Annotated in this window: 15 protein-coding genes and 1 tRNA gene; 7 read left to right on the top strand and 9 right to left on the bottom strand. The window is 69.2% G+C overall.

Annotation, left to right across the window (positions count from 1 at the left end; all coding sequences use genetic code 11):
• Positions 1 to 69: 69 nt before the first annotated feature.
• The 3 genes from DEW08_RS06410 to DEW08_RS06400 are packed head-to-tail and all read left to right on the top strand — an operon-like array spanning position 70 to position 3,572.
• Positions 70 to 576, top strand: a complete 507-nt coding sequence (locus tag DEW08_RS06410) for a hypothetical protein (RefSeq protein WP_146214644.1) — start codon at positions 70 to 72, stop codon at positions 574 to 576.
• The gene (locus DEW08_RS06405) at positions 573 to 3,074 is read left to right on the top strand and encodes an N-6 DNA methylase (protein WP_109325491.1); all 2,502 of its coding nucleotides are present in this window, start codon (positions 573 to 575) and stop codon (positions 3,072 to 3,074) included. The genes DEW08_RS06410 and DEW08_RS06405 overlap by 4 nt, the downstream gene beginning before the upstream one ends.
• On the top strand, positions 3,075 to 3,572 hold the full coding sequence (locus tag DEW08_RS06400) for a PIN domain-containing protein (protein ID WP_109325489.1): 498 nt from the start codon (positions 3,075 to 3,077) through the stop codon (positions 3,570 to 3,572).
• An 8-nt stretch (positions 3,573 to 3,580) separates the two neighbouring features.
• On the opposite strand, the gene DEW08_RS06395 is transcribed toward DEW08_RS06400, so the two are convergent.
• The 3 genes from DEW08_RS06395 to DEW08_RS06385 all read right to left on the bottom strand — a co-directional run bounded on the left by DEW08_RS06395 (position 3,581) and on the right by DEW08_RS06385 (position 5,515).
• Entirely contained in the window at positions 3,581 to 4,651 is a 1,071-nt protein-coding gene (locus DEW08_RS06395; RefSeq protein WP_109325479.1) for a site-specific integrase, read from the bottom strand.
• A 58-nt stretch (positions 4,652 to 4,709) separates the two neighbouring features.
• Positions 4,710 to 4,783: transfer RNA gene (locus DEW08_RS06390), tRNA-Gly, on the bottom strand.
• Positions 4,784 to 4,915: 132 nt separating this feature from the next.
• Positions 4,916 to 5,515, bottom strand: coding sequence for a GNAT family N-acetyltransferase (locus DEW08_RS06385; RefSeq protein ID WP_109325477.1), 600 nt, complete (start codon positions 5,513 to 5,515; stop codon positions 4,916 to 4,918).
• A gap of 414 nt (positions 5,516 to 5,929) precedes the next feature.
• On the opposite strand from DEW08_RS06385, the gene apaG reads away from it, so the two are divergent.
• Together apaG and folE are read left to right on the top strand one after the other, a co-directional pair.
• Positions 5,930 to 6,322, top strand: a complete 393-nt coding sequence (gene apaG / locus DEW08_RS06380) for a Co2+/Mg2+ efflux protein ApaG (protein ID WP_109325463.1) — start codon at positions 5,930 to 5,932, stop codon at positions 6,320 to 6,322.
• Positions 6,323 to 6,636: 314 nt separating this feature from the next.
• On the top strand, positions 6,637 to 7,263 hold the full coding sequence (gene folE / locus DEW08_RS06375) for a GTP cyclohydrolase I FolE (protein ID WP_109329586.1): 627 nt from the start codon (positions 6,637 to 6,639) through the stop codon (positions 7,261 to 7,263).
• Positions 7,264 to 7,278: 15 nt separating this feature from the next.
• Here folE and DEW08_RS32090 read toward each other — a convergent pair whose 3' ends face one another.
• On the bottom strand, positions 7,279 to 7,872 hold the full coding sequence (locus tag DEW08_RS32090) for a helix-turn-helix domain-containing protein (protein ID WP_168220296.1): 594 nt from the start codon (positions 7,870 to 7,872) through the stop codon (positions 7,279 to 7,281).
• A 222-nt stretch (positions 7,873 to 8,094) separates the two neighbouring features.
• Here DEW08_RS32090 and ybaK point away from each other — a divergent pair, with 222 nt between their 5' ends.
• On the top strand, positions 8,095 to 8,574 hold the full coding sequence (gene ybaK, locus DEW08_RS06365) for a Cys-tRNA(Pro) deacylase (protein ID WP_109325430.1): 480 nt from the start codon (positions 8,095 to 8,097) through the stop codon (positions 8,572 to 8,574).
• 47 nt (positions 8,575 to 8,621) lie between these two features.
• Here ybaK and tagF read toward each other — a convergent pair whose 3' ends face one another.
• The 3 genes from tagF to icmH are packed head-to-tail and all read right to left on the bottom strand — an operon-like array spanning position 8,622 to position 12,796.
• Entirely contained in the window at positions 8,622 to 9,269 is a 648-nt protein-coding gene (tagF, locus tag DEW08_RS06360; RefSeq protein WP_109325428.1) for a type VI secretion system-associated protein TagF, read from the bottom strand.
• A gap of 43 nt (positions 9,270 to 9,312) precedes the next feature.
• On the bottom strand, positions 9,313 to 11,421 hold the full coding sequence (gene tssM / locus DEW08_RS06355; RefSeq protein ID WP_245986435.1) for a type VI secretion system membrane subunit TssM: 2,109 nt from the start codon (positions 11,419 to 11,421) through the stop codon (positions 9,313 to 9,315).
• A 13-nt stretch (positions 11,422 to 11,434) separates the two neighbouring features.
• Positions 11,435 to 12,796 carry a type IVB secretion system protein IcmH/DotU gene (icmH, locus tag DEW08_RS06350; RefSeq protein ID WP_245986433.1) on the bottom strand — a complete coding sequence of 454 codons (1,362 nt, stop codon included), beginning with the start codon at positions 12,794 to 12,796 and terminating at the stop codon, positions 11,435 to 11,437.
• Positions 12,797 to 13,014: 218 nt separating this feature from the next.
• Here icmH and DEW08_RS06345 point away from each other — a divergent pair, with 218 nt between their 5' ends.
• On the top strand, positions 13,015 to 13,269 hold the full coding sequence (locus DEW08_RS06345) for a hypothetical protein (RefSeq protein ID WP_109325408.1): 255 nt from the start codon (positions 13,015 to 13,017) through the stop codon (positions 13,267 to 13,269).
• Between the two features lie 128 nt (positions 13,270 to 13,397).
• Here the strand turns inward: DEW08_RS06345 and DEW08_RS06340 are convergent, their stop codons facing one another.
• Together DEW08_RS06340 and DEW08_RS06335 are read right to left on the bottom strand one after the other, a co-directional pair.
• On the bottom strand, positions 13,398 to 13,835 hold the full coding sequence (locus DEW08_RS06340; protein WP_109325406.1) for a type II toxin-antitoxin system MqsA family antitoxin: 438 nt from the start codon (positions 13,833 to 13,835) through the stop codon (positions 13,398 to 13,400).
• The gene (locus DEW08_RS06335; protein WP_109325404.1) at positions 13,832 to 14,029 is read right to left on the bottom strand and encodes a type II toxin-antitoxin system MqsR family toxin; all 198 of its coding nucleotides are present in this window, start codon (positions 14,027 to 14,029) and stop codon (positions 13,832 to 13,834) included. Before DEW08_RS06335 ends, DEW08_RS06340 begins: the two co-directional genes overlap by 4 nt.
• Positions 14,030 to 14,101: the final 72 nt, after the last annotated feature.

The following is a 14,101-nucleotide window of genomic DNA, read 5'->3' as shown; positions in this document are numbered from 1 at the left end:
TACGGAACAGGTCGGGCATGATACCCGTTCTGAAGAATGGGTTTGAGACCCATTCCTGGGAGGGTTTGCGTGCGACTGGTCAAAACTCGTGAGGTGCCTGCTTTGACCGGGCTCTCAGCGGATCAGCTCCGCGAGTGGACGGTCCGGCGTGCCCTGATCCAGCCGGACGTGCCTGCGCAAAAGCGCGGCAGCGAAGCAAAGTTCTCTTGGAAGACATTGCTCTTGCTCCGATTGGCGGTGGTCCTGAGGACAAGGTTTCATGTCGAGTTGCAGGCGCATCGCGAGCTCCTGGGGACCGCGCGCGAGCTCCTGGACGGGGCTTCGTTTCCTATGCTGTGGGGCGCAACGCTTGCGATTTATGACCTTCAAAGATGCGAACTTCTGTCCTCTCGGGACGTTGCCGCGGCGCATGAGGACGCCATCCTGCTGCGGCTTGACCGCCATCTGGCGGTGCTTTCCCAGGGGATCGGTCTGCCCGATCCGGTGACGCAGCTGCCGCTCTTCCCCGCCCTTGCGGTTCAAGGTGGAACAAGCTCCGCCGTCAAAGTGCGCCAGCCCAAAGGAGGGCGGCCATGAATGCGCTCCGCACGATCGAAAGGGCGTTGCTGGACCTCGGCTACCGTGCCGATGCGATCATCCGTGACTACAGCTTCGCGGATGTCCTCTCCGCTGGTGGCGATCAGCGGCGTGTCGACCTCGCAGCGTTCACCCAGGTACCCGAATCCTACCGGACCGCCGCTTTCGGCGTCATCTCGGCGGACGACGAGGCGTCCATCGCCAGCCGTCGCGCTCTTGGAGCGCCCATTCTCTTTTCGATTGGGCAGTCCGATGTCGGCGTGTGGCGCGTCGGCGCGAAAGGTCCTCCACGTCTCATTGAGCGCGTCGGCATCGATGCTCTTCCTGACCTTTTTCACCGCAACGCGGAACACTGGCGGCCTCAGGCCGTCCATCGGGCGAAGTCGCTGGGCCACAATCAAGTCGCCTACCAGCTCGATTTCGTCGACCTCGGTCTGATTCCGGCCATCGAGCGTGAAGTTGAGGAGAAGCTCGATAGACTCCTTGAGCGCGTCATCACGCAGCTTCTGAAGGGGCTGGACGGCGAACTGGAAGAGGCGGCGTTTCGAACGACCTTCCGGCTTTTGGCGGCAAAAATTCTCCTTGATCGTGGCCATCCGGATGCCTTGTCGTGGGGAAAGGCGTCGGTTCACGAGGTCTTGAAGGGTATCGAGGCGTACTACAATCTCGACCAATTCGCATCGTCGGCCGCAGCCGGCGTCCCGGTTGAGTCCGTGGCCGCCGCGTGGGTCCTGCTGCGCGACGCCATCAGTTTCCGGAACATTTCATCGGACAGCTTGGCCTTCGTTTACGAGAACACGCTTGTAACAGCCGACACACGCAAGCGCTTCGGCACGCACAGCACACCGCGTCAAGTGGCCGAATACGTTGTCGGGCGACTGGATCTCGGCCGTTTCGACTTGAACGAACTGACTGTCTTCGAGCCATTTACTGGAGCCGGAACGTTCCTCGTCGCGGCGCTTCGCCATTTGCGCGATCTGCTTCCGGAAGATCTGACCGGCGAGCAGCGTCATGCCTTTCTGGTGCCCCGTATCCGAGGCGCCGAAATCGACACCTTCGCCTGTGAGGTCGCCACCCTCTCGCTGATTTTGGCCGATTACCCCAACGCCAACGGTTGGAAGATCAAGCCGGCCGATCTGTTTCGGCCCGCCGCGCTCGCCAAGGAAGCCGCGCGAGCCACGGTGATCCTCTGCAACCCTCCTTGGGAGGATTTCGATGCCGACGAGCGCAGCGCGTACTCGGACATGGCTGCGAAATCCCACTCCAAACCGATGGCCGTCCTTCGCACGGTGCTGGACGCGCATCCGGAGGCCATCGGGTTCGTCTTGCCACAAGGTTTCTTGCGGCAAAAACAGTACTCGGAACTTCGTCAGCAAGTTGCTGATCTTTACGGACGTGTTGAGTTGACGTCTTTGCCTGATCGCGTGTTCCAGCGGGCCGGCTTCGAAGCTGCCGTGCTGGTGGCGAGCGAACGGCGGACCGATACAGGACCAAGCCCAACGAAGCTGCTGTCAGCCGTCGTTGAAGATCGTGATCGCGATGCGTTCCTGAACACCGCGAAGCTCAGCGCGGAGCGGCGTCGAACCAAGTCTGTGCGAAAGGGTGACCTGTGGATCGGTGAACTCGACGAACTTTGGGAACACCTGGAGCGCTACCCCCGCCTTGGACAGTTCGCGGATGTTTATCGTGGTTTGCAGTGGCGCGACCAAAGGGCTGGCGTCAGCGCCCAGCCCAGAAGTGGTTTCGCTCGGGGTGTTTTCAGGCCTTCCGATTCCCTGCGGCAATTCGAGCTGAACAGACCCGTCTACCTCGATATGACTCCAGAGTCTGCGTTGTATCCCGGGCCGTTGACCCGAGCCTGGGACAGGCCGAAGGTCTTGATGAACGTCGCGCGCCTATCGCGCGGCGGGCCGTGGCGGATTGCGGCGGCCTATGACACGGAGGGGCTTGTCGCATCCCAAGCGTTTTTTGGCCTCTGGCCAACGTCACCGTCGTTACCGGCGGAGGCGTTGGAAGCGATCCTGAACGGGCCGCTGGCAAACGCTTTCCTGAGCGAACACGCCTCCAACCAGCACTTCACGAACGAACTCTTGAAGCGGCTGCCCGTACCCAAGCGGGGTAGGTACGGCAGCGTGGTGGAGGCGGTTGAGCGCTACCGTGAAGCGCTGGCGGTTGGTCGCGACCATGCCCTGCTTTCTGAAGATGAGGGGCGCTATCTGAACCGACTTCTCGTCGAAGTCGATGCTGAGGTCCTGAAAGCGTACGATTTGCCGCCCCGGCTTGAACGCCGGCTTTTCGAATTTTTCCGAGGCCATGAACATGAGCGGAGGGTTTCCCACCCCTTCACTGGGTGGATTCCTGCTGACTTCACGGCTTTCATTCCGCTTCACGAGTACCTTGGACCGCTCATCGGTCAAAATCGCGGTCCCTGGGTGCTCGATGTGTTCACGCCAGCTCCGGAGGAGGAGGTTGTGCTTTTGAAGCGGTATCTTGGCTGAATGGACGCCTATCTGCTCGACACCAACCTCGTCTCGGTCCTCTATGACGCGGGCCGGCCGAACCATCATGCGGTTCGCACGACCATTGCCGACCTGGATGCGGGCGCTCCACAGCTTGTGTCAGCCGTCACGATCGCGGAACTTCGGTTTGGCCTCGCCTTGTCGCGGGCGGCTGGACGGCCTCTGTCCCATATCGAAGCGTGCATCGAGAAGGCGGAGGAGCATCCGCTTGCCGAGATCGGGCGCCATACGGCGGAAGCGTTCGCGCACGTCAAATCCAGCGTGGCTTTGCAGCGGCTCGATGTGAGGCGACGGATACCGCGATGGGTCGAAGGCTGGGCAGATCATGTGACGGCGGCGATGCTGCAGATCGACGAAAACGATCTTTGGATTGCCGCGCAGGCGGTCGAACGGAACCTGGTGGTGGTTACGGGTGATACGGATTTCGTTCAAATCATCGGCGCAGCCGTGCCTGAGTTACGCGTGCTGCGCGTCTGAAAATTGGTTCAACCAAGGCGCGACGCCAGACGGTGGGACCGCAGATGGCTGTACCGCTTCAGCATTTCCGGGGAGAGATGCCCGGTGATGGCCATGATTTCGTGGTCACGCAGGTCGGTGTTCTCGAACAGCCGGCTGATCGCCTCGTGCCTCAGGTCATGCCAGCGCAGGTCGGGGAACTGGTCTTCCTTAACGGCGGTGCGGAACGCGTGTCCGATGGCGCGCGGCGTCTCGATGGGGAAGACCCGGCGCTTGCCGATGGCGCTCACGCCGTCCGGCAGCAGCGAGCGGAACGCCGCGACGGCGCGCGTGCTCAACGGCACGCGCCGGGGGCGATCATTCTTGGTCCGCGGCAGATCGACGTGAGGGTGAGGGCCCTCAAGGTGAACGCGGTCGCCGGTGAGCCCGGCCAGTTCCGCTTGCCGCATGCTGGTCTCCAGCGCGATCCGCACCGCGGCCCCGAGCCACGTCGATTTGGACGCGTCGCACACCGCGTAGAGGCGATTCTCCTCGGTCTTGCCGTTCTGGTCAGGCTCGGGGTCCAGGCGGCGGTTGCGGCCGTTGTCGAGCGTCGGGCGGACGCCCCGGACCACCGGGTTCTCGATGGCGACCTGATGGATGAGCGTCCACTGGCCGTACAGGTGGGAGATCAGGTTCAACCGGTGCACGCAGGTCTGCGCGCTGAACGCTGCCTCGGGACCGATCTGGCCGCCGTCCTCGGCGTTGTCCTCGTCCAGGACCTCGCGGCGCCAGTCCAGAAGGTCCCAGGGGCGGAGCGACAGCAGCGACCAGTCGGCGAATCGACTCGCCTTCCAGTAGGCGACCTGGCTCATTTTCACCTTGGCCGACCGTGGCGTCTTGGGGACGATCACCCGCGCGTACCAGTCGAGGGCTTGTGACAGCGTCGTGTCACGGGCTTTGCTCCGGTCGACGAATTCGTCGCCGGTGACCTTGCCCTCCATGATGCGGGCCCACTCCTCGGCCTCGCGGCGGGTCTCGAACGTCTTGGTTTCCGAAACGCCTTTGCGGCGGATGCGGACGCAGTACTGGTACGGTCCGCGTTCCCAGATCGTGGCCATGGGGCACCCTCCGTGACAGAGGGAGTGTCACATATTGTCACGACAATGGCCAGGAAATTGGAGCGGGTGAAGGGAATCGAACCCTCGTCGTAAGCTTGGGAAGCTTCTGCTCTACCATTGAGCTACACCCGCGACGCCCCTGTTTATAGGGGGGTGTTCCGCCGGAATCAAGCCTTTGATCGCCAAAGATCCCGCCGGGATCGCCGGCCCGGGACCACCGGCCGATCCGCGGTCTCCCCTCCCGGCGCCGGTGGCCAAACCGGGTCAGGCGTTCTGGTCGCGGCAGCGCCGGCCGAAGGTATAGGGGCGGGGGGCGGCCAGCGCGGTGGTCACCTCGACCAGGCTGTCGGCGCTGCTCGCCGGTTCGGCCTTGCCGATCATGCCGGCGACGCCGGCCAGCGCGCCCGGCACCAGCTCCAGGCCCAGCAGCCGGCTGTAATCCACCGGGCCCGGCATCTGCATGCCCAGCGTCAGCTCCCGCGAGAAGCCGAAGCGGCCGTAATAGGGGGCGTCGCCCACCAGGATCACCGAGCGGTGGCCGAGTGCGGCCGCCTTGTTCAGGCTCAGCCGGATCAGCTTGCTGCCCAGCCCGCCGCCCTGCAGCCGGTCGGACACCGCGATCGGCCCCAGCATGATCGTCTTGAACATCCCGCCGACCGTCACCGGCCAATAGCGGATCGTGCCCTCGACGATCTCGTTGCCGTACTCGTCATGCTCGATGGCGACGAGGTTCAGCTCGGGGATCGAATCGACGCCCTCGCGCAGCCGGTAGGCGGTCTTGGTGAAACGGTCGGGGCCGAAGCTCCGGTCGAGCAGGGCTTCGATGGCGCAGGCGTGCTTGGGCGCTTCCTGGGTGATGATCATGTCTGGCTTGGGTCCCGGCGGAAGAAGGGTCTTGTTGGGCGGATCGCGCCGCCGCCGGGGGAAGCCGGTGGTCCGTCAGACCGGACCGGCACCTTTGGCGTCCGCACGCGACCCAAGGACGGCCGCACCCGCGATCTGCGGGGCGAAGCACCGTCGTCGGATGCGAAGGGCATGCGGACGAGACATGGACAAGGCTCTTTGGCCGTTGCGACTGGATCGGCATATATCATCGACTCCCCCCGTCGCAAGACCATGTTGCACCCTCGTCCCTGCATTGCTGATCATTGTGCCCGACAGGCCATTTCCCTTGGCCGCGCCATAGGATAGCGCCGCTCTCGAGGCCCCGCCGACTGTCCGGGTCTGGACAGTGGGCGACGCCGGCCGGTATTCTGCGGGCCCAGGAGTTTGGATGCCATGTACACCGCCGTAACCCGCGCCATCCGCGTCACCGTCCAGCCCGTCTATCTGGAGGACCAGTCGGTCCCGGCGGAGAACCGCTTCGTCTGGGCCTACCATGTCCGGATCGAGAACGAGGGGGAGGAGACGGTCACCCTGCGCACCCGCTACTGGCGGATCACCGACGCGCTCGGCCGCGTGCAGGAGGTGCGCGGCCCCGGCGTCGTCGGCGAACAGCCGGTGCTGGAGCCGGGCGAATCCTTCGAATACACCAGCGGCACCCCGCTCCCCACCCCGTCGGGCATCATGGTCGGCAGCTACGGCATGGAAACGGACGACGGCGGCAGCTTCGACGTGGACATCCCCGCCTTCTCGCTGGACAGCCCCCACCAGCCGATGCGGCTGAACTGAGGGGCAGACCCCAGCGAACAGCGCTTGCCGGGCCCGTGACCAGCCCCTTGATATGGCGCAGCGCCATGGCTACCTGCCGGGGGCCCGGCGCGCGACGCCTGACAGATTTCCCGTGCAGCCCTATGATCCGGCTCCGGCCCGGCCTCGTACAGAGACCGGTTCAGCGCCCCCCGGGGTAGAATAGAGACCAGAAGAGACACCCATAGCCGCGACCGGCGACGCCACCGGTTCACACACGAATGTCCGAGTTCGCGGCTCAGATATGGAAGAGGGATCCCGTGACGGCACCCAAGACTCCGCTTGTCGACAACGTCCTGCGCGGCCCCGGCCACAGCCGGCGCGGCGCCCCCGACATCGTCCGCCCCTCGCGCGCGGAGGCGGAGGAAGCGGTGCGCACGCTGATCCGCTGGGCCGGCGACGACCCGGCGCGCGAAGGGCTGCTCGGCACGCCGGACCGCGTGGTGCGCTCCTACGAGGAGTTCTTCGCCGGCTATTCCATCGACCCGGTGGAACTGCTGCAGCGGACCTTCGAGGAGACCGACGGCTATGACGAGATGGTCGTGCTGCGCGACATCCGCGTCGAGTCCTACTGCGAGCACCACATGGTGCCGATCATCGGCAAGGCGCATGTCGCCTACCTGCCGCGCCACCGCGTGGTCGGCATCTCCAAGCTCGCCCGGCTGGTCGAGGCCTACGGCAAGCGCCTGCAGATCCAGGAGAAGATGACGGCGCAGATCGCCAACACCATCGACGAGGTGCTGCAGCCCGAGGGTGTCGCCGTGGTGATCGAGGCGCAGCACCAGTGCATGACCACCCGCGGCGTGCACAAGACCGGCGTCACCATGGTGACCAGCCGCATGCTGGGCGCCTTCCGCACCGACCCGTCGACCCGGCGGGAATTCCTGACGATGATCGGCAACCCCTCGTCCCGCGCGGACTGAGCGGGGCGCTTCCCCTCAATCCGTCCTGACCCCGTGCTGGCGCAGCAGGCTGTAGAGGGTCGGCCGGCTGACGCCCAGCGCGCGGGCGGCGGCGGACAGGTTGCCGCCGGTGCGGGCCAGCGCGTCGAGCAGGGCGCGCCGCTCCGCCACCTCGCGCAGCAGGCGCAGGGTGGGCGGGGCGTCCCCCGTTTCCAGACGGCGGCTCTCCAGCTCCAGGTCGGCGCGCTGGAAGGCGCGCTCCACGACGAGGACCAGCTCCTCCCCGTCGACCGGGACGCGGCAGACCTCATGCACGCCGCGCGCGACTGCCCGCACCGCCAGAACCCGATGGTCGGTCGGCACCAGGGCGATGATCTTGGTGGCCGGCGATTCGGCGAGGAAGCGGGTGACGCCCGCCAGTTCCGGCCCGTCGGGCGGGCTGACCGGCAGCAGGATCAGCGGCGGACGCTGGGCGGTCAGCATCTCCGAGGCACCATCCAGCCCGTCGGCCGCCAGGATGCGGAGGGCATGCGCACCGTCGCCGGGCTTCAGCCGGGAGTCCAGCACGCCGCGGACCTGGCCGGCGAGTGCGGGATCGGTGACGACGACGAGCAGCGTGCGGGGAACCATGGGTCTCCGGGATGAGGCGGGGCCGAATCGGTGCGGAGGCCGGAGCGGGGGCGAGGCCTTCGAGGGCCGCAGCATCGCGACGGCGGCCGGACCTGTCCAACGCGCGTTGGGCTGAGCCGTCGGCCCAATGCGGCAGGGCCGCGCTGCCGAAAGGGGTGCAACGCCCTTTCCCGTGCGCGGTGTTGAAATGCTAGCATTCTCCGGAAGATCGGAGAGGGAAGCATGGCGGCGAAAGGCACACCGGCGGTGACGGCGGCCAAGGCGGCGGGGGTCGCCTTCCGGCTGATGGAGTACGAGTACGATCCTGCGGCCGACGCCATCGGGATGCATGCGGCGGCGGCGCTCGGCCTCGATCCGGCGATGGTCTTCAAGACGCTGATCGTGCAGCTGGAGCCCAGGGGGCTGGCCTGCGCCGTCATCCCGGTGGCGGCCAAGCTCGACCTGAAGGCGATGGCCGCCGCGGCGGGCGCCAAGAAGGCCGACCTCGCCGACCCCGCGCTGGCCGAACGCACCACCGGCTACATGGTCGGCGGCATCAGCCCGCTCGGCCAGCGCAAGGCGCTTCCCACCTTCATCGACCAGAGCGCCGGACCGCTCGCCGAGATGGTGGTCAACGGCGGCCGGCGCGGCCTGCAGATCCTGCTGGCGCCCTCCGACCTCGCGCGGGCGACCCGCGGGACGATCTGCCGGATCATCGTCTGAGAACGGGCATCAGGTAAGGACAGGCAGGCAAGGATGCGCCGGCCGGGTCATCCCCCGTCCACATCCTGCCAGCCCCAGCGCGTCCAGGCGCCGTCCAGCAGGGCGGCGAACCGGGCGCTCCCGGGCAGGCCGCGGCAGGCCAGGAAGGACGGGGCGACGCATCCGCCGCCGCGCGTCCACCACAGGCTGGCATCCTCGGGCAGCGGCCCGCCGGCCAGCGCCTCGACCACCGTGGCAGGATCGGCCGCCGGCCGCTTCGGCTCCGGCGGGCCGAGGATGGCGAGGCGGGCGGGCAGCCCCTCCACGTCGGCACCGCGGCAGGCGTCGGCCGCCACCGCCTCCGCCCGCGCGAACCAGCCGGCGCAGGCGACCGGCGCTTCGGCCAGCGCCATCGGGCGGGGCAGGGCGGCCGCGATGGTCAGGGGGTAGAGCCGGCCGACCCGGTCGCTGCTGGGCATCAGGATGCCGGCCAGCGGCAGCGAGCCGCACAGGCCGGGGGCAAGCGCGAAGCGCCAGGCCGGTGCGGCGGCGAACAGCCCCTCCCAGCTCCGTCCCAGCCGGCGGCCGGCCTCGGCCAGGGCGGTGGACAGCCAGCGGTCCCACGGCTCCAGCACCCCGCGCGGCAGCCCGTGCCCGACGAAATCGCCGCGGGCCGGCAGCTTGCCGTGGAAGCCGACGACGAAGGGGCTGGTCATGCGGCGTGCCCCATCCTTACCGCTGCGTCTCCGTCCCGCTGCGTCAGGGAGCCGCCCGCACGGGTCCCTTCGGCTGGTCGGCTTGGGCCAGCACCTCCGCCACGCGCGACAGCAGCAGCTCGTCGGCCGGGATCGGGGCGAAGCCGACCTCGAACAGCGTGGCGAGATGGTCGCCCAGCGCCCGCCGCCTCTCGTCGTTGGCCGGGCCGGGCAAGGTCCGCTGCCAGTCGAGCGCCAGCCATTCGGCGAGGAAGGCGCGGTCCAGCGGATCCTGCCCGCCCATCATGCGATAGGCGCGCAGGGCGAGGCGAAGCTGGTCGGGCCGTGCCCAGTTGGTGCGGAGCTGCTCCTCCAGCCGCAGCACGATGCGGGCGAGGAACAGGCTGCGCAGGGCCCGGCGATAGGCTTCCTCGGCCGGTCCGGCCAGCCGCTCCCCCTGATGGAGCCCGCCGGTCAGCGTCACCGCCGGCCAGGAGCCGCGCTCGGCATGGCCGGCCGGCAGGCTGCGCAGGGCGTCCAGCACGGGCAGGATCGCCGCCATGTCGGTATCGTCCACCCGCGACAGCGACCGCGGCGGGGTGTCCAGCGTCTTCACGAGCGCCTCCACCTGGCCGACCGCGGCGTCGGCGCGGGCCAGCAGGGCGCTGTTGCCGGCGTGGCTGTTCAGCCAGAACAGCGCCAGCGCCAGCGTGGCGGCCAGCGCTCCGCCGGCCGACAGGCGGGCGCGCCGGCGGCGTTCCTGTTCCAGCCGGCGGTCGACCTCGGCCAGATTGGCCTCGGGGAACACCAGCTCGGGCAGCAGCCGGTCGAGGAAATAGGGGCGGGGCGGGTCCTCCAGCGCCGTCGCCGGCAGGGTGCCGGCCTGGGTGGCGCTGGTCAGGTAGATGCCGCGCAGCAGCGGCGGCTCCTCGCCGGGCGGGGCGGTGAAGACGATCTGCGCCAGCTCGGCCAGCGCCGGCTCCAGCCCGGCCACCCGCTGGGGCAGGGCGAAGACGGCGGTGCGGCGGCGGATGTCCGGCTCCTGGTGCAGGCGCTCCAGCAGCCGGTCGTCCAGCCGGCGGACCAGCCCGGAGAACAGCGCGCGGACGGTTGCCGGAAGATCGCCCGGCGCCTGTCCGGCCGGCAGGGTCAGGCCCCAGACCTGCGACCGCTCCGTGCTGTCGAGCGGGTCGAAGAAGGTGGTGAAGCCCTCCAGCAGGTCGGCCTTGGTGCCCAGCAGATAGACCGGCACGCGCTGGCCGAGCTGGGCATGCAGCTCGTTCAGCCGCTGGCGCAGGGCGAGGGCGTGGGCCTGGCGCTCGCCGACCGTCCAGGCGGCGAGGTCGGGCAGGCAGACGGTGACGATCGCGCCGTTGATCGGCTGGCGCGGCCGGTGCGCCTTGACGAGGTCGAGAAGCCCCGACCACACCCGCCCGTCGACCGCCCTCCGGCTGTCCTGGGTGGTGTAGCGGCCGGCCGTGTCGATCAGCACCGCATGGTCGGTGAACCACCAGTCGCACTGGCGGGTGCCGCCCAGGTTGGCGATCGGCTGGGCCTCACCGCCATCGGCCAGCGGGGCGCCCAGCCGCGACGCGGCCAGCGCGGTGGTCTTGCCCGAACCGGGGGCGCCGATCACCAGGTACCAGGGAAGCTGGTAGAGATAGCGGCCTCCCCAGCGGGAGCCCCAGCCGGCTCCGAAGCGCTGCGTCCTCAGCCGGGCGAGCACCGCGTCCATCCGGCGGTGCACGATGTCCAGCTCGTCCAGCGAGGCGCGCAGCTCCGGATCGCCGGCAGCGGCGAGATCCTCCACCAGCCGCGCGTTGGCGGCCCGCTCCTCGCCGTCGACGCGGCGGTTCCACAGAGCCCAGCCGGCCAGCGCCACCAGAAGGGGAAGCAGCCGCGGGACGCCGCTGGCCCCGGCGGCGGACAGCAGAAGCCAGCCGACGAGACCGGCGCCCAGGGCCGCCAGCAGCGAGAGCGTCCAGCGCCGGCGCGCCGGCATCGGGCTGAGCCCGCCGCGCGACGGGCGCCGGCGCCGGCCGCCCTGCGCTGCCGCGGGGACGGGGAGGAGGGTGCCGGCCCTCACGCGCTCCAGCACCGGGCGGAGCGCCGCGGCGACGCGGGGGCGGAGGGAGGGGCGGACGGATCCGGGACGGAAACGGGGGAAGCGCATCGGTCGTCCCTGCTTACGGATAGAGGCGGACGTCGATCCGCCGATTGGCGTCGCGGCCGGCCTGGCTGTCGTTCGGAGCGATGGGCTCGCTGTCGCCGTGCCCTTCGGAGGTGACGCGGGAGGCGCCGAGATAGCGCTCCAGCAGCTTGCGCACCGCCTCGGCGCGCGCCTCGGTCAGGGCCTGCGCGGTGGACAGGCGGCCGGTGCGCGGGGTCTGGTCGTCGGTGTGGCCGACCACCACGACATGCCCGCCCTCCGGCCCCAGGGCCTGGGCGACGCGGTCGACGATGGCGCGGTGGCGGGCCTTGATGGCGTCGCTGCCGGTGGCGAACATCGCCGCCGCCGGGATGCGGATGACCAGGGCGCCGTCCTCGCCGGCCAGCACCTCGACCGCGCGGGTGCGCAGCTCCGGTCCCAGCAGGCTGCTGACCCGGGCGATCAGCGCCGGCCCGGCGGTGGGCGGCGGCGGCGGGGCGACGCGGGCGATCTCGATGGGCTGCTCGGGCAGCAGGGCGGCCAGCCGGCCCGCCACCGGCTCGGCCTGACGGGCGAGCGACCCGGCGAGGCTGCCGTAAAGCAGGATCAGGACCACCGCCGCCCCGGCCCAGGCCGCCCAGGGCGGCGCCACCGGGGCCGGCGGGCGGAACCGTCCGGCGGGGTCGCGCCCGGCCAGCCCCCGCCAGGACGGCGACAGCTCGCGGCCATGCTCGCCGCGGGCGCGGCGCAGGACGCGGAACAGCGCGTCGCGCAGGTGGGCCAGCTCGTGGGCGCCGCGCGGCCGGTCGCGGTACTTCCCCTCGAAGCCCAGCGACAGGCAGACATAGAACAGCTCCAGCTCCTGCAGGTGCAGGCGCGGGTCGCCCAACATGGTGTCGAGCAGTTCGAAGAAGCGGTCGGCCGGCGCGACCGGCCCGTCCTGCATTCCCTCCCTGGTCCCCTCTCTGGTCCAGGCTCCTGCTGCGGCGCCCCACGGGGTGGCGCGCACCACGTCGTCGAGCAGCGCCGCCAGGGCGAAGCGGGCGACCCGCACCCCCTCCGGCGAGACGCCCGCCGTGGCGCAGGCGCTCTCGAACCGCCGGAACTCGGCCAGCGCCAGCCGGCGCACCCCGTCGGGATCCTCCTGGCTCTCGCGGTCGCGCAGATGGGCGGCAAGGTCGAGCAACCGGCCGGCGGCGCTCAGCAGCGGGTTCAGCGGTCCCTCGACCGCCGGCGGGGGCGGCCCCGGCGGGGCGGCCGGCGCCGATGCCGCCGTCCGCCCATCCGCGCGCCCGGCCCGCAGGAAGGCGGGCACCGCCCCCATGACGTGACGCTGCGCCCTCTCGTCCGCCGCGGTCCCGGTCCCGCCGCGCCCGCCCAACTCGTCCCCCAAACCCATTCCAGCCCGCCTGTTGCCTGGATTGGGCCGCCATCCCCGATCCGGCGGCTCCCCCTCATCGGCGCATGGTATAGCAGGGCAGTCGCGGCGAAGGGAAATGGTCCGGGCGGCTGTCCGGTGTCGGGCCGGTCCGCGGCCTGCCCGCCTTCGATCGGCCCGCCTTCGATTGGCCCGGTACTTGCGATGGCCCGGCGGTCATTTCCCGAACGGAGACACGCATGGCCCGATTCGATTTGTACGTGGTCCGACCGCCCGAAGGTCTCGCAACCGTCACCGCCATTCCCGAGGAGAAGAGCGTCCAGTCCCAGGCGGCCCTGCGCAGCCTCAGCCGCTCGGGCTGCCTGGTGAAACCGCTGGGCGACATCGACCTGTCCTTCGTGAAGAGGTCGGAGGCCCAGATCAAGATCGAGCTGGCGGTGCGCACCATGTTCGCCGCCTCCGCCTACAAGCCGCCGGTGTCCATCGTCTGGTAGGGACGCCCGACGGGGACCGGCGGCAGGTCGTTTTGTCCCCGCCGCCGCGGCAGCTTCTGCCGCACGGCAGTTTCGGCCGAGGAGGCGGACGCGCGTCCCGCGCGCTCCGCCGTCCTCCGGTCCGTGGGTCAGCGATGCTCGTCCGGCATTTCCGCGCGAAGCTCCTGCAGCAGTTCCGGATGCCGGTCCAGCAGCCGCAGCAGGTTGCCCATCGCCTGGCTCGGCTCCGCCTCGGCCCGCTCATACTTGTCGAAGGCGCTCGGCCCGCCGCCCAGGATCGCCCCCGCCGCCTTCTGCGACAGGCCAAGCTTGGTACGGATGCGCCGGACCGTCTCCGGCCGGGGGATGCGGTCGGCGATCTCCTTCAGTTCGCGCAGGGCGACGTCGCCCGGCTCCAGATCGCTTCCAACCAGAATGGCGTCGTCGAAATCCACAGGATCATCCGGATAGTATCCCGGCTGCTCAATGGTCTTCGACAGACCCTTGCAGGTTACGGTCACATGCCGGATGCCCCGGCGCAGCACGCGCCCACGATCGGAAATCATGGTTTCGGGATGATCGATCATTGGCCTTTCTCCTTGAAGGACAAGATCCGGAACCCGGTCAGGACATCCACGCGGAACTTGGTGTAGATCACGACGTCATTGAAGGGGACATGGTAGACGTCCTGCCACTCGCGATGATCGGCGTGGGACGTCATGGACTTGAAGAAGTGCCGCCGCTCCATGCTGGCGATCGTGGCGACGATGTCCGCGATCATGAAGCCCAGAGCGCGCGCGTCCTATGGCCGCCTTGAAGGCTTCGAGGTCGTAGGTCGGGCGACGCTTCTCCA

It is taken from the genome of Azospirillum thermophilum (genome assembly GCF_003130795.1).
Classification (GTDB): domain Bacteria; phylum Pseudomonadota; class Alphaproteobacteria; order Azospirillales; family Azospirillaceae; genus Azospirillum; species Azospirillum thermophilum.
The sequence above is the reverse complement of the archived record's forward strand: the minus strand, read 5'-3'. Positions and strand labels throughout refer to the sequence as shown.

What these genes read in the sequence shown, in the direction of transcription:
- DEW08_RS06405 (WP_109325491.1), top strand. Translation starts at nt 573, where the DNA reads ATGAATGCGCTCCGCACGATCGAAAGGGCGTTGCTGGACCTCGGCTAC.
- DEW08_RS06400 (WP_109325489.1), top strand. Translation starts at nt 3,075, where the DNA reads ATGGACGCCTATCTGCTCGACACCAACCTCGTCTCGGTCCTCTATGAC.
- DEW08_RS06395 (WP_109325479.1), bottom strand. Translation starts at nt 4,651, where the DNA reads ATGGCCACGATCTGGGAACGCGGACCGTACCAGTACTGCGTCCGCATC.
- DEW08_RS06385 (WP_109325477.1), bottom strand. Translation starts at nt 5,515, where the DNA reads ATGATCATCACCCAGGAAGCGCCCAAGCACGCCTGCGCCATCGAAGCC.
- apaG (WP_109325463.1), top strand. Translation starts at nt 5,930, where the DNA reads ATGTACACCGCCGTAACCCGCGCCATCCGCGTCACCGTCCAGCCCGTC.
- DEW08_RS32090 (WP_168220296.1), bottom strand. Translation starts at nt 7,872, where the DNA reads ATGGTTCCCCGCACGCTGCTCGTCGTCGTCACCGATCCCGCACTCGCC.
- ybaK (WP_109325430.1), top strand. Translation starts at nt 8,095, where the DNA reads ATGGCGGCGAAAGGCACACCGGCGGTGACGGCGGCCAAGGCGGCGGGG.
- tagF (WP_109325428.1), bottom strand. Translation starts at nt 9,269, where the DNA reads ATGACCAGCCCCTTCGTCGTCGGCTTCCACGGCAAGCTGCCGGCCCGC.
- tssM (WP_245986435.1), bottom strand. Translation starts at nt 11,421, where the DNA reads ATGCGCTTCCCCCGTTTCCGTCCCGGATCCGTCCGCCCCTCCCTCCGC.
- icmH (WP_245986433.1), bottom strand. Translation starts at nt 12,796, where the DNA reads ATGGGTTTGGGGGACGAGTTGGGCGGGCGCGGCGGGACCGGGACCGCG.
- DEW08_RS06345 (WP_109325408.1), top strand. Translation starts at nt 13,015, where the DNA reads ATGGCCCGATTCGATTTGTACGTGGTCCGACCGCCCGAAGGTCTCGCA.
- DEW08_RS06340 (WP_109325406.1), bottom strand. Translation starts at nt 13,835, where the DNA reads ATGATCGATCATCCCGAAACCATGATTTCCGATCGTGGGCGCGTGCTG.
- DEW08_RS06335 (WP_109325404.1), bottom strand. Translation starts at nt 14,029, where the DNA reads ATGATCGCGGACATCGTCGCCACGATCGCCAGCATGGAGCGGCGGCAC.